This is a genomic window from Klebsiella sp. Shm-1 (assembly GCF_040804525.1).
In the GTDB taxonomy this organism is placed as follows: Bacteria; Pseudomonadota; Gammaproteobacteria; order Enterobacterales; family Enterobacteriaceae; genus Klebsiella; species Klebsiella pneumoniae.
The window spans coordinates 78,483-101,804 of record NZ_CP161824.1 but is presented as its reverse complement, the minus strand read 5'-3'; the positions used below and the strand labels follow the sequence as shown (position 1 = coordinate 101,804).

Genomic DNA, 23,322 nt, shown 5'->3' with positions numbered 1-23,322 from the left:
ACAACATTAACAATACCCTCATCATCCCGCTTTATGGCCCGACACACTCCGGATATGTGGGTTTTGTTACGGCTTCTGCGTTTCATGGCTTACTTCCTGATGGTTAAAATACGAAATAAATTCTTCGTAGAAAATGTTATTGCGTAGAGCACCTTGTTGAAGATCACTAAGGCGGATCATGTAGTGTCGAATTGGTTGGCCTATCGTGACCTTTAACGAGGCAACAGGGAAATGAGAAAGTGATAGTTTGAGTTGACGGATTTCTTCCTGATTAAAACCCCAGGATCCGACATCATCTAAAATTCGAAGACGGATGCAAAGATTTATATCAGTTACCAAAACCACCCGTAGCAATACTCTTACGTGAGCAGAATTGTTATTGTTCCTGACACGATTTAAGAGAGTAATAATCGTGTCGATATCGGATGAAAGCGTATCGCTATTAATATTTTCAACTTGCTGCTGATCTGGTGGAGTACTGGATTTTAACTGCTCAAGGCTGTGTGCAATGACGACAGCCGGATCAGTGATAATTTGACTCTGACGGGCAAACAGCGCTTCAAAATCGCTGTTAATGTCACCGATCCCCTCACCAGAATCTTCATCTTGCGCTTCCTCTTCCGTTTGGTCGAAATCATCCTCCTCTGCCAGGGGTTTTCCGTGAACAGAGGTACTATCATCCGGTGTATGCTCTGAAAGTGACTTTTTGACCTGTGCTACATCAACATCAGTGCTCTCAATGGTTTGATTTATCGGGTTTATACAGCCATCACCGTACGAATATGAAGCGTAATCCGCCCAGAATTGTTCAACATCATCTTCCTGATCATCGGAAAATTCCGCTGATGGTATGTCAGTCGGTTCATGTTCAGTTCGAGTCAGTTCAGGCGTTTGCTCTTCATAACGTTCCGGAGGGAGTGGCTCAGGTTTCACCTCAGCCAGTGGCGGCGGAAAAGTGAAAGACCCCCCTTCATCATCAGTCTTAACCCCACCAAATAAATCTGGAGAAAGCAAAGGCAGCATCTCAACCTCTCTAATATCAGGTTGATGACGTAACTGAACAAGAGATACTTCGTCAGTTAACTGAACATACCGTTTCCCGTCATTGCACGGAATGCTGAATTCTTCATCGAGGCTTCCTGACCGTAAAGAAAGAACAAAAAGACCGGTCTCAATTAAGCGCGGCTCTTCAAGCGGTGCTATGGAGCGAATATGTGTTTCTGATACATACAGGACCCCATCGATTAAAGCCAGTTCATTAGCATTAATGGCATTATTTTTGAACTGATGCTGGAGTCTGGAAATGTACTCATCAGGACTCACTTCACCTTTTTTACGGCGGGTTTTAACAGGTTTTTTAGAATCAGGTTCTTGTGTCTCAGGTTCAGATGCATCTGTTCTAAGGGATGTTTTATTAGTGTTTTCCTGAACCTGCTGATTCTCACCGGAAGTAGCCTGATCATTTTCAGAATCAGCAGTATTATCTGTATCTGAAACTGTACTGTTACTTTCCGCTGCAGTATGTGTATCAGCCGTTGAGACTGCAGCGTTATCAGTGGATTGAGTTACTCCAAGACGGATTGATTTTGTTCCATTAGCAAGAGGGCGTAAGTAAAGTGTGTCATTCCCTTTGCGGTCGACAAAAACATAGTCATTAGTCTCATTAATACTGAAAATACCCGGCGTACTTTCGGGCAGAATATCGTATTTAAACAGAAAGCCAACCCATTTGATTTTTAAGAGAGAGAACCAGCTCAGGCCTTTGATACCCTCATCAAACATTCGTTGTATGTCAGTTTCCGTAAAGTCACCGCGATGGAAAAAGTGAGCAACCCGTTGTTCACCGTATGGCTCTATATAGCCCCCACTTAAAAGAAGGTCGGTTAATGCTTTGCGGCCAAGATCGCCATCCGGGAAGTTAATCCCAAGATGTTTAAACTGATTCAGGATGAAATCAAGGGCCGCATGTTCGTTGATGTAAACAGAGCCACCGATAATCATAATATGTACCGGAGGCGGTGAGTTTCTGTCATGTCGTACTGACGATGAGTCGAAACCATTGATATTAAGAGTACTGATGTTGTCTTTCAGAATCGCGATGGCACGTGCAGCAGTATCAGAGGCCCGAATACCGGATTGTTTATCATACCGGTAGCTGGTATCGGTGCCGGTGGAATGCCAGTCGGCCGTTCTCATGCAACGAGAAATAAAATCATCACTGGTTGTATAATTACCCAATGCCGACAGCATTTTATCGTACAACCGTTCTTTGACCACGTCGCTCAAATAATTAAGACACGTATCGTTTAAGCAGCGTTCCAGGAATACAGGTGCCCGCACGGAATGCTCGTTAGCCTGCCTTTTCCGCCAGATAACTTCATAGGAAAAAATACGGTTGGACTTTGCCCAGTCCATCAGGCTGGACGAGAGCGGACGCCAGGTGCTTTTAACGCCAGGGGTGGACGAAATAACGTCGACATCAAATATCTTCCCTGCGTCATGTAAAAGCCCACAAATAAAGGCTGCATAAAGATAACGACGTTTTCGGATCTGTTCTTCATCCTGCAGACCAATAGGGAGTAATTCAGTGCTGTACGCAAATTTTAAAGCGAGGAAAGCAGTTTCTAAACTGTGCGTTAACAGGCCGCCTGTACCGGCATGGTGATGGTTTTCAGACGCAGGTAAAAGATGTATCCAGCGTGTATATTCCATCAATGGCTTAATGACCAGATTAGTGAAGGTATAGGCCTCCTCACTCAGGTCTGAATTTGGCAAACCGATATACATATTAATTTCCTGTAACCGGTTAGCATGTACAGATAGAATCTCACGCTCTGAAAAGAGTGTTATACCCGCAGGCTTGCTTGGATAATCAAGATAGCTTTGAACATCCTTGTTAGGCGTGTGCGGGATATCGTACTCATCATCTGTATCATAAATAATATCGTGGTCAGGCCCTCCGAAGAGGGCGACCCTAATTTTTAAAAAAAGCCTGGATATAATATTCATATCAACCTGTGAGTTATTGTACCGAAACAGGAGTGGCAGAAGGCTGTGTTTTGTCAGATGGTTTACCGGAGCCAGCTGCTTCTTCTTGTTTTAATGTCGGCTCACTGCCAGCATCAGCAGAACTGTTACTGTGACCGGACTGAAGAGGGGCTTTAGTTTCGAGACTGGCAATATAAAGTTCCACCGATTTAAACCGCTTAATGCTCTGGATGAATGGCAATGCGTCGTATTTTCCATTCACGCGGTTTTCAGTGTTCAGTATTTTAGTGATGTTGTCCATCGCAACCCGCAGTGAGCTCAGGAGTTGCAGGATAATTCGGTCATGAACCTGTTGTGATATCTGACCGTATAACCACAACTGATGTGCCTGACGAGTCAGGACGTTGATGGTCTGGATAATATCCAGTAATTTATAGGTCATTGGGTGGTTCCAGCGAATTTCAAATTCACCATAGTCAAACCCTTCGAATGATGAATCATCCAGAGGCAGTCTGGCGACATTTTTGTCAATCTGCTCCTTGAAGGTATTTACATTACCCGACAGTTCATCGTAAACACCGGAGAGCCATTTCTGAACTTTAGTGCTTGTCGCCTGGTCACCTTCTACCAGTCGGAAAATATTATAAATTGCATTGGAAATGGCGTTAAACTGGCGCAGGCAGGTTCTGTTTTTTTCATGAAAATGCGTATAGAACTCACTTGAAAGTGGCTTTAATTTTGAAATGACCATCCCTAACGGGCGGTTATTGCCAGCGTTACGTTGATTGCGCGGTTCAGTTTTTGGGGATGCGTTCTCAGCCATTATATTAACCTCTTCAGTTTTTCCAGCCTTTTGATGTCGGCCAGTTTTCGTTGATGGTATTCCGCGAGTAGTTCACGGATTGGTTTAATTTTGTTTTCTGTTTCCAGGATCATCTCCAGTTCCCAGTCCAGGGCTTTTTTAAAACAACTAACGCTGTAACCTCCGAGTTTAGGTTTAACAACCACGCCATGATGTTCAATTTTGTTTTTGAACCTGGGCGAAAAATCTTTCCATACAATTGTCAGCTTTTGCGATGAGCCGACCTTTTTAAACACCGGTGCGAATCGACCGGGCATGAATTTCCCCCCGTTTGCATACGTGGTCTGGGATATCAGTTGATTTCGTGCCTTCCAGGTCTCCCAGTATTCATCCGGAATTTTTGTCGCTTCTGATTTCAGTAACTCGATATAGCGAACCGAGTTTTCGATAACGATTTCCTGATGTGCCGTAATTATCGGGTTCATATCAACTCCTCCATTCTCACAGACTACATGAATCCCAAAAGATTTTTCTGAACTAACAAGGGTGTTTGCATTTTTTTTTAAATTTTTTTGTGCACATGTCGTCGGCAAAAAAGTAACTTTCTTGTGAGCATGACCAGCAACCTCTGCCTGAGGCCCAACAAAGTGTGCGTTCCACCTCCCGTAAAACCACTCCTTGCAACCGTGGAGATGGAAAAGTAACTTTTTTGCGAACCAGTAATAGTTACCCTTATGCATAAGTAACTTTTTGCGTAATAGTTACAAATGATGGAGCATGAAAATTTGTTGTCCATTGGTCACTATTCCGGGAAAAGTTACAAATGAAGATTTTTCCCCATTGGTACCTTTTTTCAAAAAAGATACCAATGAAAGATGTCGCTTATCGACGGTTTTTTCAAAAAAGTGCCTAATGATATTGGTGAAAATTCGGATGTTCTTGCACAAGGAACTAAAACGAAGAAAGTGCCTTATACTATTTGTGATTAACCCTTTTCTACACTCCCTCGGATTGCTATGATATAATAAAACCTCTTTCAGTAACCTACGTAGCGCGATTTAAAAGTATCCTGGAGAGCGTATGGACGTACAACCCAACGTACAGACTGACACGGTCATTAAGGCGTTTCTCCGCTCGGAGTTGCAGTTGATACGTAGTCAGAAAAAACTACTCAGTGTGTTGCCTCGTGATCTCGCGTCGGACTACCGCTATATACCGGACAACCTGCTGGAGCGTTTTTTCCATCCCGCCACGGATGCGCGTCTAAATAGAATTGCCCTGTCAGAAGCCAGGCCAGGTAGCCTGCTAGTTCCCCGTGTCAACGGGAAACCTGTTTTATGGGGTGAGTTAATAAAATTAATCCTGGATGACTCTCAGTTACTGAAGTTTGAAACGTACGGCAGACCTTTTGACAGTACCGAGATGAAACCAAATGAGCCATGCGAATTATTGAGCGGGAAGCAGTATGTTTATAAACCCGTCGACCTTGAGTTATTCAGGAAAAACATCGTCTCTATACAGATGAATTTCCTGGTCAATCTATGGAATCTGGCCAGATTTAAACCGGCTTATGTCAGGGCTTATTTGGCCCTGTCTAATGACGCTTTTCAGATGCTCCTCGATACAGAGATGTCCGCCTTTGTGGAGATGACAAATGTGGTTCTTTTCCCCGGTTTATAACCTATGATACCGGACGACGTGATCACAAAGTATATGCATGGGGTTACGAGATTATGGCTGATGTTCTGGAAGGTTTCATTCCAAGGGAAAATATGGAAAACTTACGGGTCGAATTTGCTCTTAAAGATTCATATGAGAAGCTAAAGTTATTTTAGCGGTGTCTGGATGCTATATGAGTTAGCTGGTTTCACTCATTGATATGGTAACCTGATTACGGTTCATTCATGTTAGTGAATAACAGTATCCGAGCGTGCTTCGCTGAAAAGTAACTTTTCTGAAAACATGAAGTGGTTTTTCCTGCCGGTCGACAGAACCGGACCAGGTACACGTTAAGGAGAATGCAGATAATGGGCTTTAAAAAGAGCGAGGTAAGCCAGCTAAATAGTCTGGCAAGTGCCATAAAGTATAGAATTTGATGCCAATAAATATACCATAACACATTTGTATGGTCGTAAAGTTGCCGACAGCCTGGAGTACCCCAAAGGGATAAATACAAGAAAAGGGGTAGGTAAATGGCTCGGTGAAAAATCCGCCATGTTGCTGTCAAATGTCGTTGTAAACAATGCTATTCATATTTTTGGATATGACCCTCAAAATCCTACAGAATCAACCAGAGAAATGGATTTTAATGCACTTGTTGATTTGTTAATTAACACGGGCTATACGCCGGAATACTACCCGCTCAAGGTCAACAGGATTGTCGAAGTTCTCAACGGGATGTCGGAAGCTGACTATAAAGACTATTGCCTGGTATGTAAAAAGCCCTTCATACATGCGCCGGACAGGTATGATTCCTGCCCGACATGTAGCGCAAAAAAATGCAAAGTTGCTATTATGCGTTATTCTCAGTCCGTAATTCCCTTTGAATAAAAGTAATTAAGATTACATGGAAAATCAGCTTTTACACACGGCAAGCACCATCTGCCATATCGCGTTTGCATCGACGGGAATAACGACACCGTCAGATGAGCAGGGTTTTTTTCATCTTTCCGACAGCATCCATAATCGCCTGCGTGCGATTTCTCCTGACCTTCATGTCCGTTGTGCCTCTTATTTATTCCTGCCTGTCATTCATACAGAGTTAAAAACTGGCGACCTTAAAAACCATTTTCCTTCTTATATCCTGCAACTTGTTCAGGAACTTGCACCGTTAAAAAGAACTACCTGTCCCTCCGGAAAAATCAGGTTTGATAAAGAGCTGGACGCCATGTTTTCAGCCAGTCCAGATGCTGTCAGCATTCGTCTGGCCGAATATCTTTCGGGCCCATCCCGTTTTCTCCGGATGATAAAAAACCCTGACCGTAAGGCGAGAGTTGAGAAAATACTCGCTGCCAGAAAATGTAATCTTTCGCATCAGCTGGCACTCCTGATGCAGGCAGAAGAAACCGTGTCCAGATTTAAATCGCCGGGTAATACCTGGCGTCCCTGAACGGGGTCATGTTATATCTTCCTCATTATCTTTTACTTTCTGGTGTTGACCTTTTTAACCAACTGAAGGTCAACGTGTTCGTGTGTCAGGAATCTATCCTCCCGTTTATTGTTTAACATTCCGTAAATTCACAGGCTTAATCATTCAGCGTATAACCGTGGTGGTTTTACTGAATAGTCATGTTACAGGTAAACCCGTTACCTGGAGTTACTCATTTCTGGCTTTCCCGATGATTCATGATCCGGCGACATTGAATCCCAACACCCCTCAAGAAAAAATCCAGATTTCGTACAGAACATCTTCCTTATAGAAGAAATCGGATTTTTTTTTATGGGATGATAATGCTAACCATCGAGGGGTAGCATATGCAGAACACCAAAACTTTTATCCTGAAAGCCGCCATTAGTTCGTTGCTGGTGCTTTCCACTATGAGCCTGGCGGATACGCAGAAAGTTGAGAACACACCTTTTGTTTCGGGACAATCCCTGAAAAAAGGTTTCTTCTGGTATAACGATAAAGAACCGGTAAAAGATGAAGAAGAACAACCACAACAGCCATTAACGGGGTCGCCGTCTCAGGACAAAAAAGAAGAGCTTAAGCTCGATTCACGCTGGCTAAAAGAAAATCTGCTGAATCTTCGTTATGCGGCAATGGATAACCCGACCAACGAAAACCTGTCCCGCTATTATACTGCGCAACGTTTAATGCTGGATATTGCCACCCGTTTCTCTGACCGGACCCGCGACTATTTCCTTAATAACCCGATGATGTCAGAAAAACGACGACAGCCAACCGAAACTGTCGCGTTAAATGCACACCGTGCAGGACTTGAGGAAAATCAGCAAAAAGCACTTACCTCCATCTTTCAGAAAGGTGGATTGTTTTTCTTTTTCCAGAGTACCTGTGCGTACTGTCACGAGCAAAGCCAGATACTGAATTTCATGCAGAACTATTATCACATTGACATTATGCCGGTGAGTATAGACGGGCGACCTCTTCACAATGGTTTATTTCCCCGTTATGGACGGGCAACGATGGAGATGATCAAGCAATACGCCATCACAGAAGTTCCCACTATTTATCTCATGTCCAATGATGGTTCTCAGGCTACACGAGTCAGTACCGGTCTGGTGTCCGCTGACGAACTGAAAAATACGATTATTCTTGCGGCCAGAGGTATGAACCTTCTCGACGAAGCGACATTCCAGAACACGCTCGATATTAAGAAACAATATGCCATTGGCGACAGAGATGTTCTGACCGTGAACAAAGAGCGCTATGAACAGGATCCTTATCTGCTTCAGCACATAATGGATGAAAAACTTAGCGGGTACGACATGCCAACAACCGATCGGGTTAAAACCGGTATTTCAGAAAATGAAGGGGGCTTAAGTGGCTACTGATTTTCCAAAAGTAACTTTCATGAAAAAGTTACTTTTATCGGCCATGTTCTTTGGTGTGTTCTCCATGCAGCAGGTCCATGCTGCCAACGTCATGGAGGGCATATTTAAAGGTATGGTGGCTTCAACAGATCCCGCTTCCGTAAGAACGGCATCACGTGTCGGAGCTGTTGGGGGGAGTTTCTCATACCGCCAGCCTCAGGTGAATACCAACCTCGTCAATGTCAGTTTCCCGAAAGCCAGCGTCGGGTGTAACGGCATCGATATTTTCCTCGGCAGTTTCAGCATGATCAATGGTGATCAGCTTGTGCAGATTGGACGCGGTATTGCGCAGGGGTCAGCGGTATATGCTTTTAACACGGCAGTATCGGCAATCTGTGCCGATTGCGCAGCGATCATTGCCAACATTCAGGACAAGCTCGCAGCACTGAACAAATTTGCCAAAGACAGCTGTAACGCAACCTATGAGTTTTTGCAAAACGGGCTGGGTACACCTCAGGAGTTTACTGAGAAAATAGGGCTCGGCGGCGGCGCTGTTGACTCCATGGTATCAGGTATATTCCCGGATTTTGGTAGCACCATGAGTCAGCCTGCCAGTGAAGTCAACAAAAAGAACTATGCAAAAGATCCTGATGCCTTTAAAGAGAAATATGCAGGGAATATTGTTTACCAGGGATTCATGAGCATTGATAACGGCAATATGAATGTGGGGGGCGTGACTGAATTAACAGGTTACAAACTGGCCGAACAAATTATGTCGCTTACAGGAACACTTATCGTCAGCTGGGATAGTAATGGAGAAAATTCAGCGATAACACCGATCCCACCTACGATGAAAGCCGCTGATTTCATAAAGGGGACAGGATCCGGCAACGTTAAATTAAATGTTTGTAACCCAACACCTGATTTACGCAGTAACAGGAAAGCACAGTGTCTTGAAATGCGTCAGGACTCTATACAATTTAAAGGTCTTTCTGAAACCATTATTGAAACTTTACTCGAAATTCAGCGGGCTGTCAGGAATGACACTGAGTTGACGCAAGACCAACGTAAACTTATCAGTATGTTAGGTGTTAATAACATCATTCCGACTCTTCAGACCTTGTCAGCTGCTGAGGGGGTTCAATACATCAATGATATCAGTACGATCGCGGCCAAAAACTTCACAATAGAGTTGCTGAGTAGTGTGCAGAATAAAATGACGAATATGACTTTGCCTTCAGAGGCAATGGCATCGTTTAAGGACCAACTAGAAAAAATAAACCAAACCTTCAGAAACCAGATCCGCAGCGCTTCAGAGGTTCAGTCCATACAGAACACTGAGGAAAAAACGGTCCTGGCTTACTGGGATATGGCATACGTTAAAAAACGGACCTATGGCGATAGCGGGAATGGTGGCTGATATGAGTAATTACACTATTTATACCATTGGTGATATTGATTTTGTTTATACGGCTTTTAACGGGATCGCGCTGATTTTTTCCACTCACGGATCCAATGAATGGCTCAGATTTGCTGCATATGCAGCAGCAATTGGACTTTTTTATAAATCCCTGCGGTGGGTTCTTGCCCCCACAAAAAACGATGTCCCGATCTTCTCCTGGATAATGGGGTTGCTGTTCTATTCCATTGCCGTAATTAAAGCCGATGTAACACTGGAATCGGTTAAAACGGGGGAGGTCAGGAACATAGACGATGTTCCGTTATTTATCGCGTCAACCGGTGAACTGACAACCGGATTACTGCACGGGCTCATTACGGACTGGCGAGCAGCGTTTGACCCGCTTACGCCGGTGGGCCAGGTCACTGACACGCTCGATGACAGCCTGACGCTGGGCCCAATGACCAAAATGGTCAAATACATGGAGTGGGGTGGGGAATCCAGTGGATTCTGTCAGGCTTTCCCAAATACGATGAGCGGGAGTGAAAAACCTGTTACTTTTGATGTCTGCAGAATCATCCAGTCTATTGCACGCTATTGTATTAAAACGACCCAAGACTCAGAGGTCAATACACCACTCAGAGGGGTGGCGTTGAATGAAATCTATGCCACAGATCTTGCGTCAGTAATGAACGTGATGGATTCAATGACGGCCAACAGCCTGAAGACAGCCAGCGTCCCAATGGTGACATCGACAGGTTTGCAGTATGCGTCGTGTACAGATGCCTGGGCGGCGGTTAAAGCCGCATTCGACTCGCCTCAGGGCGCGTCAATTATGCGTAATTTGGGTCAGATGAATCAGTTTGTAGCACCGCAGCAGGAGGATAGCGGCCAACAAACCGATTTTATCGGAGGTGCAGCCACCACGCTTTTTGGAAGTGCCGGTCAGGCTCACAATATCACGACTGCTGCATTTGTCCTCAACCAAATAGATAAAGGTGTGTTGCAGTATCGCAAGTCGTTGGGTATAGCGGCTGACTACCAGCTTTTCGAAGCGAGCATGAAACGTACCAACGCCATGGTCAGTCAGGGGCAACTCTGGCTGAACATCTCAGGCGCTGCAATATCGTTTCTGGAAATGTTCAGCTACATGGTTGCCCCCTTTGCCCTGATTGCGATCCTGTTTTTAGGGGGGGAAGGTATAACTTCAGCAGCAAAGTATCTGCAGCTGATTGTATTCGTTAACATGTGGCCGATAACGGCGGTCATGGTCAACGCATACGTAAAAATGGTATTGAATCAGCAGTTTGACACATGGTCATCGCTGGGTGTACAGACCACTATGAACTGGGCGAATATGGGGAGTATTCAGGAGACGTACGGCAGCTACCTGTCAGTAGCTTCAGCGCTGTATTGCATGGTGCCGATGCTGACGCTGTTCCTGTTGACCACCAGCATCCACCCGATGATGGGGGCGTTGAAAAATGTGACTCCGGATGCTCCTGCCAATACTGGACATGTCACACCAGAAGTGTGGTCGGCGGGTAATGCGGGTAAACAGTCCTTTGGTGACCAGACACACACAGCAGCCACTGCAACCGGTGGAGGTATATCATCTGGCGGGCTTCTGGATTCTCCGACCAGGATGATGCCAACGCTTGGGTTGGGGTCATCGTTAAGTGATACCGTTAACGCAGCAGGGCAGCACTCGATAGGGACCGACAGATTGTCCACGCTCAGCTCAAGGCAGGCTTTTAATGAAGCTTGGACCAGTGGAATGCAAGGCAGTCGAACGCAAACAGCAGGCTCAACAAACCAGGGTGGAATGAAGGCTGTTACTGACGTTGCGGCCGCAATGACCGGTAGTCTCGGGAAAGACGTTGGAGTATCCGCGGAAGCTCTCCAATCTATGGCAGCTGCAGCTGTACTTGGTGGTATGGCTAGCTTAGGTTTTAGCCTAGGAGGTAAAGCTAAAGGAGGAGGTGGGAGTGGCTCTGTAGGTAATTTGGTTGGAAACATAGCGGCTAGCATACAAAATAACAGTCAACTATCTGATAGGGTAAAAAAAGGCTTAACTGACAATCTGTTAAGTGCGATGAAAAATGGTGATGGATTTGCCAAAGACATAGCAAAGCTTGAGTCTAATGTGATACAGAATGGGTTCTCTAATTCTGACAGTTACCAAAAAACGGCCCAAAGGATGCAGGAACATGCCCAGGCTGTCACTAATAAAGAGAGTAATGCATTCAGTAAGACAGGTGGGCAGGCTTCTCAACTCTCACTCAGTAACAGTCTTAATATTGACGGGGCTAAACTATCAGACACCCTGAGCAAACCAGCGACCGCGCAATCGGTAGGTGATTTCTTTGCCTCTATTGGTGGAAACCGTGAAGCTGCGGTTGCTCAATGGCAATCCATGAAAAATACATTAAACAGCAGTAACACATTGGGAGACCAGAGAAACGGTAATGATGCCTTTGTTAAAATGATGTTTAATGAAGCAGAGAAACTTACTCATATGGATGCGGGGGAGACGGTTGCACATAATTTGGGCGATATCCAGAAAACATCTCAGATGCTGAAAAATGCTGTCAGCATCATGGGGGCCAATGCCGGTATGATTGCGCCCGCGACGGAAAAACTGGATCAGTTTGTCGCACTGGGTTCTGGTGGCAACTATGCCAGCGGACATGAGCAGCAGCAAATCGCACCTGACACGTCAGCAGTCCCTACTGCCGGACAGGTTTCTGGTAATGTTGCGAATCAACAAGGTGAATCGCCACGGATAATCTAGACACTTCCGAGCCGTTGATAATACTGGTTTTCATATTCTGTCGGTGACATCTGATCGCTAGAACCATGCCGACGCTTACTGTTATAAAACATTTCGATGTAATCAAAAATATCGCTGCGGGCTTCTTCCCGCGTTCCGTAGAGCTTTTTCTTTATCCGTTCGCGTTTCAACAACTGGAAAAAGCTTTCTGCAACCGCATTATCATGGCAGTTACCGCGACGGCTCATGCTGCCCTCCAGGCCGTGTGATTTCAGGAACGACTGCCACTCATGGCTTGTGTATTGACTGCCCTGATCCGAATGAACCAGCACCTGTTTTTGGGGATTACGCCGCCATACAGCCATCAGCAGTGCGTTCAGGACAATGTCCTTTGTCATCCGGGATTGCATGGACCAGCCGATAATTTTGCGTGAGAACAGATCAACAACCACGGCAAGATACAGCCAGCCTTCGTGGGTCCTGATGTAGGTTATGTCCGTTACCCAACGCTCATCCGGAGCATCCGGATTGAACTGTCGCTGGAGCCTGTTGGGCGACACGATACTGGCTTCGCCTTTACGTGCCCGCGGGCTCCGGTATCCAACCTGAGCCTTTATCCCGACACGTTTCATCAGTCGCCAGACTCTGTTCACTCCGCACTGTTGCCCGCTGTCCCGCAGATCCAGATGGATTTTGCGATAACCATAGACGCATCCCGATTCCAGCCAGAACTGTTTAATCTGTCCTGTCAGTCTTAGGTCTGCCTGATGGCGTTGTGAATGCGGCTGCTGAAGCCAGGCGTAAAAACCACTGGGATGAACATCCAGCACCCGACAGAGCAGGCGAACAGGCCAGCAACAGGTGTTGTCACGGATAAAGGCGTACCTCAGTCGGACAGCTTTGCGAAGTACGCCGCGGCTTTTTTTAATATGTCCCGTTCGTCGGTAACCCGCTTCAGCTCTTTCTGGAGACGGCGGATCTCGGCCTGAGCATCTGACTGTTCTTTATTAGTGGAAGAATCCGGACCGTACTTCTTTATCCAGGCGTAAAGGCTGTGGGTGGTGATATCGAGACGTGTTGCAACGCTGGCAACAGAATAACCGCGATCAACAACCTGTTTGACTGCTTCAATTTTAAACTCTTCGGGATAACGCTTACCGCTCATGGGCACCTCTCTTTAAGCCATCTTAAATGACTCTGAGGTGTCTGTTAAACCCGTGGCGATTCAAGGGGCGTTTGAACAAAAGTTATACGAGCTGGAGCGCTCGTTTTATAAACCCCTACGTTATGATTCAACCACTCATGAATATCTCGCGGATTTTTGTCTTACAGATGCTTCTACAGAAAACCATTTACCCTTTCCTGTAGAAATATGGGGAATGAATACTCCTAATTATCAAGAGCATAGAATGGAAAAGGAAAGATGGTACAACGCCAATTATGGCGCAACTGGTTGGTCATCATGGGATGCAACTCGAACATCGCTAGACAGTATTGAATCGCTTTTGCCTAGGAAAACGAAATCATTGTATCATGATATTATTAAATAATAATTTCTTGGTAATTCCCTTTCAATATTGCAACCGCTTCGCTTTTCGTAATCTTGAAGTTTACCCGATGCCGTGCAACATGAAGAATGGACAGACATAACTTTCTGTCCATAATCTTTGTGAACAGATTTTTATGGGGACAGTTTACATGCGAAAGTTAGTCTTCTTAACGGCACTTCTGGCCTATACAGGTACTTCGTCAGCTGCTGAATTCTGCAAACTGCAGCAATACCGTGACGGCGAACTAGTGGCCAGAGAAAGCGTACTTGTTATCGACAGAGGGGATTCTTTCAGTGTCAGAACCAGTCAGGCAGAATTTAACAGCCCTTTACTTGAACATGGATATGCTGTGGACCGGCAAGGTGTTGAATATCGACATGGCACAATGGAAAGTGGAAAACTGTGGATCACACTTCCTTGGTTAAAAATTAGCCTTCACATTGATTGCAATTAATCCCCGCAGATCTCACTGTTGCTGGCAGTGATGTAGAGTCATTCTGTCCATGTAGTTTTAGCGGGGTTGGGAGATCAATTTGTACTGTTCTGGTACAAACATAATAAATTACCGCGCTGAGCTGGGGCTGAATGCACCAACAACAGAATGAAGCTGCATAAGCGGCTTTTTTACGCCTGGCTTTCTCCTTTTCCCCTCAACTGGACGTTACAATTATTTTGTCCCGGAAATCACAGTAGACTTCGTGATGCTACCAACGGAAGCGGAACTTCGTATCTACCATGCTTGCTTTCGTATCTACAGATAAAACCATACACTGCTTTAATCACAACACCGTCCTTTAAGCAGCGCCACCGCCTCATCGCCAGGCATCTGGAACTGCACACGATGGCGCGCCGCGACATCGAGCGCAAACACCTTCGTATAGACCTCCGTCGAGCTAATCGATTTGTGGCCCATCAGGCTCTGCAAAACCTTCAGTGGTATGCCGGCATACAGCATGTGCATCGCGTAGGAGTGACGGAACGTATGGGGGGTCACCGGTACTGAGAACGTCACCCCGTCGGCCGCTGCGGCCTCCACCGCTTCGCTAAGCCAGGTGCGGACGGTACGGTCTGTGATCTCCCAGATACGCGCCTTCTCCATTCTGCCGGTGCGCTTGTTTCGTCTTTCCAGCGGAATTTTCAGGGTAGCCACCATCATCTGCAGCTGGCTGACGTAGTGGTGATCGGAAAGCGGAACCAGGCGATGAGCCTGGCTACCGGCGGGAGCTCGGCCGGCCGTTCTGGCGGCTTTTTCGGCCCGTTGTTTCAGCGTGGCAAGCTGCACGAACGGATACGGCGGCGCCAGCGAAAAATCCCCCCGGGTCAGCGCGAGCGCTTCATTAATGCGCGCGCCGGTGTTCCACAGCGTCGCCAGCAGCATCTTACGGTGAAGATCCGGCACGTAATGAAGCAGGGCGCTGACTTCCGGCGCCAGCAGATATTTCGGGAGTTCATCCTGCACGAGCGCCATCTGGCGCAGGGCCAGGGCGGCAGGGTAATCGATGGCCACCGGGAGCAATGTGCCGGGAGATGGCGGAGATCCAACTGGAACCAGGTTATTCATAATTTCTGTTAACTTTTTTCTTTGCCGAGAATTTTCTTCGTAATATTACCGGAGCCAGGATGACTAACCAGCCAGAAAACAGACGAAGTCACAAACAAAACTACCCCGTCAGTGATTACAGACACGATATTTACGGACACAGGTTTCACTCCTCTTCAGTGGGTTGCTATGGAACGGGAACATTCATGACCACAACATCTAGTAGATAAAGCCCAGAAAAGCCACCACGCCCCCCCAGAATAAGGCCTGGTTGGCGACTTTCTCCCACAGGATAGAAAGGAGATTTGTCTGCAGGTAAACGAGGTATTCACTTTGCGAGGCGAGATCCTTTTCGAGCTCAACGATTTTTTCCTGCGACTGACTACACAGGGTTGCCAGCCGGATAACCCCGGTAGCCCGTTGCGCCACCTCCAGGTCAGAATCCCCGCTCTGCGGCAGAGACAGTTTTTCTGCCCGCAGTGGCAGGGCATCACATTTCTCATCCGGGAGCTGGCCCCCTTTCCTGTGCCACAGATGATAAAATGGACGATTCCTAAGTGAAGTAATTAACTGTTTTTGCGACCTTTTTTGCCTTCGATCTGCACGATTTTTTTCTGCAGCCCGCGATAACAGTCTTCCAGCCGGCGTACCGCGGATACCAGGGACTCCACCCGGAGCGTTGAACACCTGCCCCGTGGCAACTGCAGTTCGTCTGCCCGCAGTGGCATTGAGCTGGTTTCCCCCGGCGGGAACCGGAAACCCAGCCCGCGCCACAGTCTGCTCCGGCGGATCAGATTGTGAATGTTTTTCGCATCCACGGACGAAATGTGGATTTGTCTGACCAGCGTTTCCGGCGGCAGGGAGCGGGTCCAGAGCACCATCTGCTGCATGATCCAGCTGCCCACTCCCCGGCCACGGGGTAAAAATTCATTCAGCATAAATTCAACACTGAACAGTTCCACACGGCCGTGCTCGAACTTCGCGACAATGGTCTGCGGTGTACTTTGTCCGTCACCGTACAGCGTCAGGCTACAGGTGATCGACACATGTGCCCCTGGCGAGTCCTCAGACCCGTAACGACATTCCTCCACCCGTCTGACGGCCACAACCATTGTTTCGTTGCCCGCGCTCCCCGCCGGGACGGTCAGTAGCCACATGCCGTTATCATCAACAGACGTTTTTATGAAGGTTTTAGTTTTCGCTTCCATACCGGCCTTTTTGTCCCGTTGCGTAAATGTAACTGGCTTAAGGGTTTTTGTGTGAACCGTTCGTTTAAGCTGACCCTGCGAAAGCCTGCAGGGCATCCGCTCCGGAGGGCAGTTCATGCTGAGGGTTAAGCTCTGCGGCAATGCTTCGTTTTGACATCCTCGATGTCTTTCAGGGCGGGGAGGCTGTCAAATTCCCCAGAACATCAGGTTTATCGCATTTTTGATGTCATTTTCCCGGTGGCTGAGATCGGCCACTTCCTCCCCGGTGACGGAGGCCGTGACGCTGGCCATGTCCGTGGTCATCAGGCGGTAGCTGTCGTCCCCGATGTGCACCACCGGATAGAGTTCACGGGAAACTTTATCCGACAGCAGCCGGGCGCTGGCCAGCGGGATCACCATCCGTCGCCCGGGGGTATCGATGATGTCACTCTGCACATCCACGAACAGACGATAGCGGCTCTCTCTTTTATAGGCATAAACCTTAAACTGCATCTCACCAGTCCCTGTTTTCGTCGGCGAATGAACCGTTCATATCAATAAAGCGGGCAACCTCGGCCATCCCTTCCTGATTTTCAGCCTGCCAGCGTTCGGCACGCAGACGACGGGCCTCATTCTGCATGGCCCTGTTCACCAGGGCGGAGATATTGACGTCTGCGGATTTCAGTAACTGATAACTGTCGCTGTCTATGGTGACAGTGATGCGCTGCTTCATAATGCACTCCGGAATACATACTAATGATATGCATATCAGTATAGCGTAAAGATGCAGCTGACTCACGCCCGCCTGAAACATACTGTTATGTCGCCATTAATTTCACTTCGTGAAATTCACATACAAAATAATCACCTTAGAGATAACAAGCAGCCATACAGCCACGCTGTTAAATTACCGGACGGCCGTTCCGTCCTGATCCGACTTTTCACGTATAACGAAGGCAGACGCCCTTAACGGCCTGCGCTGCCTGTATGGAGATTTGTGAGGAGAGGCTTATGTACAATAACCTTCCGGCCCTGAGTGAGAGTATCCTTTGGGATGACAACCTTCTGGCTACAGACTATACGGAACTGGATGCAGAAGCACTGGGAAGTGCGTTAAGGAGCTACCTTCAGGCTGTCAGTGTTCTGCGCGGGGAGTGGCATCCCCTGCATGACTCTCCGCTCAGCCTGTGGATTGCCCGTCACGATCAACTGGCTCTTTATCGCCCCGGCCTGCTGTCGGCTGAACGCATCATCCTGACCGATACACTGGAGGAAGCGGTGCTACGCCTTGATACCATTGAGTCATCGGAAGCGATGGATCGGCTGATACATTACAATGCAACCGATCGGCTGGCAGATATCAGGACCGGCGTGGCGCAGTTCGTGCGTTTTGTGAAGGACAATTTTCTGCTGATCCAGGCCGGCTTTATTGCCTTCACACCCTGTGAATCAGTCCGGCAGGAGCAGGAGCGTAAGATGCAGCTCCTGCAGGATAATCCCGACCGGCATTTCCTTAACGCCGTGATGCCCGCAGAGGTGGTCCGGCTGTACGAGAGGAGCGTGAAGGTGCGGGGGGTCAGACGGGTCAGCAATGAAGGGCATATCCGCTTCGTGTCAGAAAAAACACTGCCGGACGAAATCATGCTGGAGCTGCGGGACTGTCAGAGCCCTTTTACCAATGCCTATATGTACCAGGAGCTGCAGCCAGTCGAAGTGGAAGAAGACGGCAGATTCAGGGCAAGGATCACCCGCGGTAAACACGAAAGCCGTAAAGGGTATGACCGATGGGTGCGCGGGGCCATGAACCGGAGTATCTACTTTCATTATCACGGGCTGCTGACTGATATCAGTCAGTCAGCCCGGGCCGGCGCCTCACTTGTCACCCGCTGTCCGCTGCAGGGCAAAATCCTGCAGAAACTCGACGCATCCGGGAGACTGTCACGCAGAATGCTTGAGGTTCAACTCCCGTTTCTGCAGAACTTGTCGCTTCACGACATTTTCCGCATCCGCACCGATTATGAGCCGAGCGTAACAGCCTTCAGACGCACGCTGCGTGACTGTGCGGTTGAAATGGAGCGGGCATCTGGACCGGCGGAGATCAGCCTGCTGCAGCAGCGTTTCCGGGAGCGAATTGCTGATGAAGGGCTGGATGATCTGCAGCAGAAACTTGCCACATGGAAGCGGCGGAGTATACAGGACACAGCCCTGCTCGCCGTGCCGGCTGTGCTGGGTTACATGGGGGCGCCTTCATTGCTCAATCTGGCCGCCGGAGCGGCCAGTCTTCTGCAGGCCGCGCTGAGTGCCCACCGTCATCATCAGGAGGTTATCCATCATCCGTCCTGGTTTCTCCTGCGCACCACAGATATTCAGCGGCTAAAAAAATAGCGCCGCAGCAGGATGGGGGAAGCTCTCTTTCAGGCAGGTGTACATTTCGGTAATTAACGTCTGCTCTGTGCCAAAAGCTGGCGTTGCTATGGCTGCTGGGTATCAACCGGTAGGGGCCAGGTCAGGGGCACGGGCGGTATGGAGGCTGGGTAATCATGCCTATGACGTCCCGGCCGCTTTAAAGGTGAATGATTATCTTCATCTGTGGGCTGGAGCCCTGGATGTAGCCGGCAACGTTTTGAACAGCAAAAACGCATGCCCTTTAAAATATTGCGCAGTTCAGGGGGGGAATGTCTTGGAATGATGTTCACGCCTGATAAGCTTCCCCCCCTGTATCAGCATCAGAATCCTTCACCTTCGCCTGTTACCGCCGGGCCAGAATAATGAACCTGTGCAATTTTCCAGTTTCCGTCAGGGCCTTTTAACAGCACCTGGCTTTCGCGCCCAGTAGTATGAAGCTCATCGCCGCTATCACGAAAGGTTGCAACAAAGTCCCAGTAAAACTCTACTACGGCCGTATTTTCACCATAGTAACGGATGTCAGGCGCACCTACGGTTTTCAGTAAACGGCTGGAAAACATTTCATCCATTGTCATGCGATAAAAGTTTTGCTCAATCTCATCCCAGCCTTTTTCATGTCCGCGGCGATGAATGAAACTGACGTCATCGCCAGCCTTCCATATAGAGCGCGCTAATTCGTAATCGCATCGGATAATTGACTCGATATAATCACTGATGACATTCTCAGCTTTGTCATGCTTCAGGTTCATTTTTAACCTCATTTTTTACCGGCATCCAGATTCAAAAATTCTGGAAGAAAAGACTTAGTTAATTGACTTTAACTGTCGATGAAAGGTGCCCCGAAGTGACGGGGCAACATTGTCAGGCAAGCGCTTTCTGAACGCTTACTGCGATAGGCGTAGTTTTTCTGCCAATCAGTTTTGACAGAACATGGCTGTCATCAAACAACGCGTTCTGAGAGGCACCCGTATCCCATGACGCAATCGCCTCAGCAAATCCATCAGGCAGGCCTGCATTTTTTAGTGCCGCCGCGTAATCTGCTTCCGGGATATTACGGTAAGGAATATCTTTGCCGCTCTGAGCCGTAATTTCCGCAGCTAAATCAGTCAGCGTATAGAATTCATCTCCGGCCAGCTCATAGGTTTTGCCTTCGTGGCCTTGCCCGGTCAGCGCCACTACAGCGGCTTCTGCGTAATCCTCACGAGGCGCGGAGGAAATTTTACCTTCGCCAGCACTGCCATAAAAAGCGCCAAGGCCCAGCGCAGGTGCAATAGAACCCGTGTAGTTTTCTGAATACCAGCCGTTACGCAGGATTGTATAGTCCAGCCCCGAGTTTTTGAGAGCCTGTTCTGTCTGGACGTGTTCTGGTGCCAGGTTGAGTGGTGACTTGTCAGCATGCAGCAAGCTCGTATACACGATGCGCTTTACACCATTTTTTACAGCAGCACGGATTACATTTTCGTGCTGCACCGCACGTTGCCCGATTTCATTGCCGGAGATAAGCAGCAGGGTATCAACTCCTTTCAATGCTACATCCAGCGTATCCTGGCGAGTGTAATCAGCTTCACGTGTAGCTACACCCAGGCCAGCTGCTTTCGCAGGGGTTCTTACCAGAGCGACAATTTCAGAAGCGTCAACTTTTTGTTTAAGTTTTTCAATAACTAACTGGCCAAGATGGCCTGTTGCACCAGTGATTGCAATCGTCATTTTATTCTCCGTATCAGGTAAAAGTTGCTCACGTTTAAACTGAAAAGGTACTATACCGATATAGATTATTTTAGTAAGTACTTACAAAAAGGTTAGTGTTAAATGACATTGATTAAAGATCAGGTTCGTGACAATGCTTCAGCGTCAGAGATGCCTGCTATCACCTGCAATGTGATGGCTGCAGGATGCCCGTCAAGGCAGGTACTTCAACACCTGAGCAGCCGCTGGGGCGTTTTGATAATGGTCGCCCTGCTATCTGAGACCCATCGTTTCAGCAGCTTAAGACGGCGTATTGAAGGGGTAAGTGAAAGAATGCTGGCCCAGACTCTACAGTCTCTTGAGAGTGATGGGATGATTAAACGGTACTCATATGACACCATACCCCCGCATGTCGAATACTCACTGACGCCTCTGGGACGCGTTGTGGCAGTGAAACTGCAGGAACTTGTTTCAATAATTGAGGCCAGCCAGGCAGAAATCCTGAATAATTCGCGTTAAAAAATTAATGTGCTGACGTTATCGTCTGCCTGCTTTTAACGATACTACTAATTATTGACTGACCGTTCCATAATTGTTAGGGTGATAACAGTTCTGAGGCAGGAGTAAGCGATGGCAGGCAGACCAAGAGAATTTGATGACCAGCTGGTAATACAGGCAGCCATGGATGCATTCTGGCGTAACGGTTTTGAAGCGACTTCGGCGCAGGAACTCGTTGACAGCACAGGTCTGGGCCGTGGCAGCCTGTATGCTGCTTTCGGCAGTAAAGAAAATCTTTATCATGAAGCCCTGCGACGCTATCACCGCTCCAGCATTGAGTTTCACGAGGAAGTTTTCCGCCAGCCCGGAAGCGTGAAAGATCGACTCCGAATTCTGCTTGAAAAAGGCATTGAGCTTGATTTCAGCGACATTGAGCGTAATGGCTGTATGGCGATATTTTCTCCTCTCGAAAGAGCGGCTAAAGATAAAACCGTTGAAGGCCTGAGTCGCAGCTATATCAAAGAACTTGAAGGGATGTTTGTTGCGCTTTTTTCTGCCGGTATTACGACCGGAGAGTTTGAAAGGGGCCGTCAGGCTCAGTCGATGGCGAAAGCATTCATGTGTGCCTACTTTGGCTTCCGGGTGTTTGGCAGGATCGTGCATGAACCTGAATATCAACAGCATGCGATTGAAGCGCTTATCGGCAGTATTCAGTAAAAGGCCAGAAGGCCTTTTTATTTAACCTATTTTTGAACGATCATTACAATTTGCGAGGAGAAAATTTATGACTGACGATTTTCAGAAAGAACAGCTGATAGCGGCACGCTATGGCGAGAAAGACAGGCCTGAAAATATTATCTGGAACAAACAGATAGAAGGGTTACTCTGCCACCGTTCAGTCAGAAGCTTTTCGCCGCAACCTCTGCCTGAATACTGGTTTGAAACTCTGGTGGCAGCCGCACAGTCTGCCTCAACATCCTCAAATCTACAGCAATGGAGCGTAGTAGCGGTTACCGATCCTGAGCTTAAGGCACAGGTAAGAAAGCTGTCCGCTGGGGATAGCGGTCTGGCTAATGGCTACATTGAAGAAGCGCCTGCGATACTTTTATGGGTGGCTGACCTGTCGCGTAATCATGATATGACCGTGGCGGATGGTCTGAATCCGGGTGTGCATGAATATCTCGACTCATTTGTTATGGCGACTGTGGATGCCTCGCTTGCCTCGCAGAACGCTACTGTGGCGGCCGAATCAATCGGACTGGGAACCGTTTATATCGGGGCTACACGAAACAAGGCAAAAGAACTGGCCGAACTTATTCAACTGCCCCCGCACAGCTACGTTGTATGCGGACTGGTTGTCGGATGGCCCGATCCGAAAAGCAACGCAAGTATTCGCCCACGCCTGCCTCAGAGCGTGGTCGCTCACCATAACCGCTACAACGCATCTGACTTTGACGCACATGTTAAAAGCTATGAAGAAGCGTTCCATGCGTTTCGTGAAGGACTGGGAATGAAAGACAAAACCTGGAAACAGGCCGTACAAAGCTCAGCAACAAGCATGGACTATATGGACGGACGCCAGAACCTTCGCGCTACGCTTGAAGATCGCGGATTCGGTTTTAAATAAATCTGTTGCGGCTGTGTGTGCAGCCGCAAAAAAAGCGTCACTTACTGCTATCAAATCAGACATAAGTATTACGTCCGCTTTTCGCTCATAGCGGACCTTGACCATTTACCGGAACCCCACCAGGCAAGCCTCATTCAGTAGCAATACAACTCAATCTAAATCAGCTTTTCAGTAAGGATCCGGCTTTGGTATTTTTCGGATCTGACCGGGAAAAGAGAGAAGAAAGCATATGTGAAGGATATCCATATGCATGACATCTGCATAGGTATAGCATACGCATATACTCACCATCTGCATATGCCATATCTATACATATGCCGAACATCTGCCTATACTGAACATATGCACACACCCGGTGCAGTGAACCTCAATCCG

At 47.7% G+C, this 23,322-nt stretch carries 20 protein-coding genes and 3 pseudogenes; 12 read left to right on the top strand and 11 right to left on the bottom strand.

All coding sequences use genetic code 11. The annotated features are described in order from the left end of the window. Positions 1–66: 66 nt before the first annotated feature. The 3 genes from mobH to mobI are packed head-to-tail and all read right to left on the bottom strand — an operon-like array spanning position 67 to position 4,275. Positions 67–3,009: a MobH family relaxase gene (gene mobH, locus AB1E37_RS25935; protein WP_065809521.1), complete on the bottom strand. Its 2,943-nt coding sequence runs from the start codon at positions 3,007–3,009 to the stop codon at positions 67–69. 13 nt (positions 3,010–3,022) lie between these two features. Then, the gene (locus tag AB1E37_RS25930) at positions 3,023–3,811 is read right to left on the bottom strand and encodes a hypothetical protein (protein WP_048291879.1); all 789 of its coding nucleotides are present in this window, start codon (positions 3,809–3,811) and stop codon (positions 3,023–3,025) included. Beyond that, complete coding sequence (gene mobI / locus AB1E37_RS25925; protein ID WP_065809520.1) at positions 3,811–4,275, bottom strand: conjugative transfer protein MobI(A/C); 465 nt, start codon at positions 4,273–4,275, stop codon at positions 3,811–3,813. The genes AB1E37_RS25930 and mobI overlap by 1 nt, the downstream gene beginning before the upstream one ends. A gap of 595 nt (positions 4,276–4,870) precedes the next feature. On the opposite strand from mobI, the gene AB1E37_RS25920 reads away from it, so the two are divergent. The 6 genes and pseudogenes from AB1E37_RS25920 to AB1E37_RS25895 form a co-directional block, all read left to right on the top strand. Next, positions 4,871–5,470, top strand: coding sequence for a hypothetical protein (locus AB1E37_RS25920; protein WP_224324745.1), 600 nt, complete (start codon positions 4,871–4,873; stop codon positions 5,468–5,470). A 441-nt stretch (positions 5,471–5,911) separates the two neighbouring features. After that, on the top strand, positions 5,912–6,340 hold the full coding sequence (locus AB1E37_RS25915; RefSeq protein WP_224324746.1) for a hypothetical protein: 429 nt from the start codon (positions 5,912–5,914) through the stop codon (positions 6,338–6,340). A 16-nt stretch (positions 6,341–6,356) separates the two neighbouring features. Then, positions 6,357–6,899 carry a hypothetical protein gene (locus tag AB1E37_RS25910; RefSeq protein WP_072060590.1) on the top strand — a complete coding sequence of 181 codons (543 nt, stop codon included), beginning with the start codon at positions 6,357–6,359 and terminating at the stop codon, positions 6,897–6,899. Positions 6,900–7,264: 365 nt separating this feature from the next. Beyond that, entirely contained in the window at positions 7,265–8,302 is a 1,038-nt protein-coding gene (gene traF / locus AB1E37_RS25905; RefSeq protein ID WP_048291881.1) for a conjugal transfer protein TraF, read from the top strand. Then, the gene (locus tag AB1E37_RS25900; protein WP_004026310.1) at positions 8,292–9,701 is read left to right on the top strand and encodes a conjugal transfer protein TraH; all 1,410 of its coding nucleotides are present in this window, start codon (positions 8,292–8,294) and stop codon (positions 9,699–9,701) included. Before traF ends, AB1E37_RS25900 begins: the two co-directional genes overlap by 11 nt. A 1-nt stretch (position 9,702) precedes the next feature. Beyond that, a pseudogene (locus tag AB1E37_RS25895) lies at positions 9,703–12,453 on the top strand (conjugal transfer protein TraG N-terminal domain-containing protein); the annotation flags it as partial. A 17-nt stretch (positions 12,454–12,470) separates the two neighbouring features. Here the strand turns inward: AB1E37_RS25895 and AB1E37_RS25890 are convergent. Then, positions 12,471–13,618, bottom strand: a protein-coding gene (locus AB1E37_RS25890; protein WP_088476848.1) for an IS3 family transposase whose coding sequence is annotated in 2 segments (ribosomal slippage) — positions 12,471–13,381 and positions 13,381–13,618 — 1,149 coding nt in all. Because the reading frame shifts where the segments join, the coding sequence is not laid out codon by codon here. Between the two features lie 37 nt (positions 13,619–13,655). Between AB1E37_RS25890 and AB1E37_RS25885 the strand changes: the two genes are divergently transcribed. Next, positions 13,656–14,003 carry a DUF1173 family protein gene (locus tag AB1E37_RS25885; RefSeq protein WP_165451970.1) on the top strand — a complete coding sequence of 116 codons (348 nt, stop codon included), beginning with the start codon at positions 13,656–13,658 and terminating at the stop codon, positions 14,001–14,003. Positions 14,004–14,151: 148 nt separating this feature from the next. Continuing rightward, a complete protein-coding gene (locus tag AB1E37_RS25880) occupies positions 14,152–14,457 on the top strand; it encodes a hypothetical protein (protein WP_126034233.1) in 306 nt (101 codons plus the stop codon). 321 nt (positions 14,458–14,778) lie between these two features. On the opposite strand, the gene AB1E37_RS25875 is transcribed toward AB1E37_RS25880, so the two are convergent. The 4 genes and pseudogenes from AB1E37_RS25875 to ccdA form a co-directional block, all read right to left on the bottom strand. After that, entirely contained in the window at positions 14,779–15,564 is a 786-nt protein-coding gene (locus tag AB1E37_RS25875; RefSeq protein WP_048291886.1) for a site-specific integrase, read from the bottom strand. 198 nt (positions 15,565–15,762) lie between these two features. Next, a pseudogene (locus tag AB1E37_RS25870) lies at positions 15,763–16,751 on the bottom strand (hypothetical protein). Positions 16,752–16,937: 186 nt separating this feature from the next. Continuing rightward, positions 16,938–17,243 (bottom strand): type II toxin-antitoxin system toxin CcdB, encoded by a 306-nt coding sequence (gene ccdB / locus AB1E37_RS25865; protein ID WP_004197633.1) that lies wholly within the window; start codon positions 17,241–17,243, stop codon positions 16,938–16,940. A gap of 1 nt (position 17,244) precedes the next feature. Further along, entirely contained in the window at positions 17,245–17,463 is a 219-nt protein-coding gene (gene ccdA / locus AB1E37_RS25860) for a type II toxin-antitoxin system antitoxin CcdA (RefSeq protein ID WP_015632547.1), read from the bottom strand. 278 nt (positions 17,464–17,741) lie between these two features. Between ccdA and AB1E37_RS25855 the strand changes: the two genes are divergently transcribed. Then, a complete protein-coding gene (locus AB1E37_RS25855) occupies positions 17,742–19,115 on the top strand; it encodes a hypothetical protein (RefSeq protein ID WP_048265005.1) in 1,374 nt (457 codons plus the stop codon). 341 nt (positions 19,116–19,456) lie between these two features. Here the strand turns inward: AB1E37_RS25855 and AB1E37_RS25850 are convergent, their stop codons facing one another. Together AB1E37_RS25850 and AB1E37_RS25845 are read right to left on the bottom strand one after the other, a co-directional pair. Next, positions 19,457–19,885, bottom strand: a complete 429-nt coding sequence (locus AB1E37_RS25850) for a nuclear transport factor 2 family protein (RefSeq protein ID WP_088476845.1) — start codon at positions 19,883–19,885, stop codon at positions 19,457–19,459. Positions 19,886–19,997: 112 nt separating this feature from the next. Beyond that, positions 19,998–20,843 carry an SDR family oxidoreductase gene (locus AB1E37_RS25845; protein WP_023345593.1) on the bottom strand — a complete coding sequence of 282 codons (846 nt, stop codon included), beginning with the start codon at positions 20,841–20,843 and terminating at the stop codon, positions 19,998–20,000. Positions 20,844–20,993: 150 nt separating this feature from the next. Here AB1E37_RS25845 and AB1E37_RS25840 point away from each other — a divergent pair, with 150 nt between their 5' ends. The 3 genes from AB1E37_RS25840 to AB1E37_RS25830 all read left to right on the top strand — a co-directional run bounded on the left by AB1E37_RS25840 (position 20,994) and on the right by AB1E37_RS25830 (position 22,947). Next, a complete protein-coding gene (locus AB1E37_RS25840; RefSeq protein ID WP_032638146.1) occupies positions 20,994–21,341 on the top strand; it encodes a helix-turn-helix domain-containing protein in 348 nt (115 codons plus the stop codon). 111 nt (positions 21,342–21,452) lie between these two features. Beyond that, a complete protein-coding gene (locus tag AB1E37_RS25835) occupies positions 21,453–22,037 on the top strand; it encodes a TetR/AcrR family transcriptional regulator (protein ID WP_023345591.1) in 585 nt (194 codons plus the stop codon). A gap of 67 nt (positions 22,038–22,104) precedes the next feature. Continuing rightward, on the top strand, positions 22,105–22,947 hold the full coding sequence (locus tag AB1E37_RS25830; protein ID WP_048291887.1) for a nitroreductase family protein: 843 nt from the start codon (positions 22,105–22,107) through the stop codon (positions 22,945–22,947). Positions 22,948–23,122: 175 nt separating this feature from the next. On the opposite strand, the pseudogene AB1E37_RS25825 reads toward AB1E37_RS25830, so the two are convergent. Continuing rightward, positions 23,123–23,308, bottom strand: a pseudogene (locus AB1E37_RS25825) (hypothetical protein); the annotation flags it as partial. Positions 23,309–23,322 lie beyond the last annotated feature (14 nt).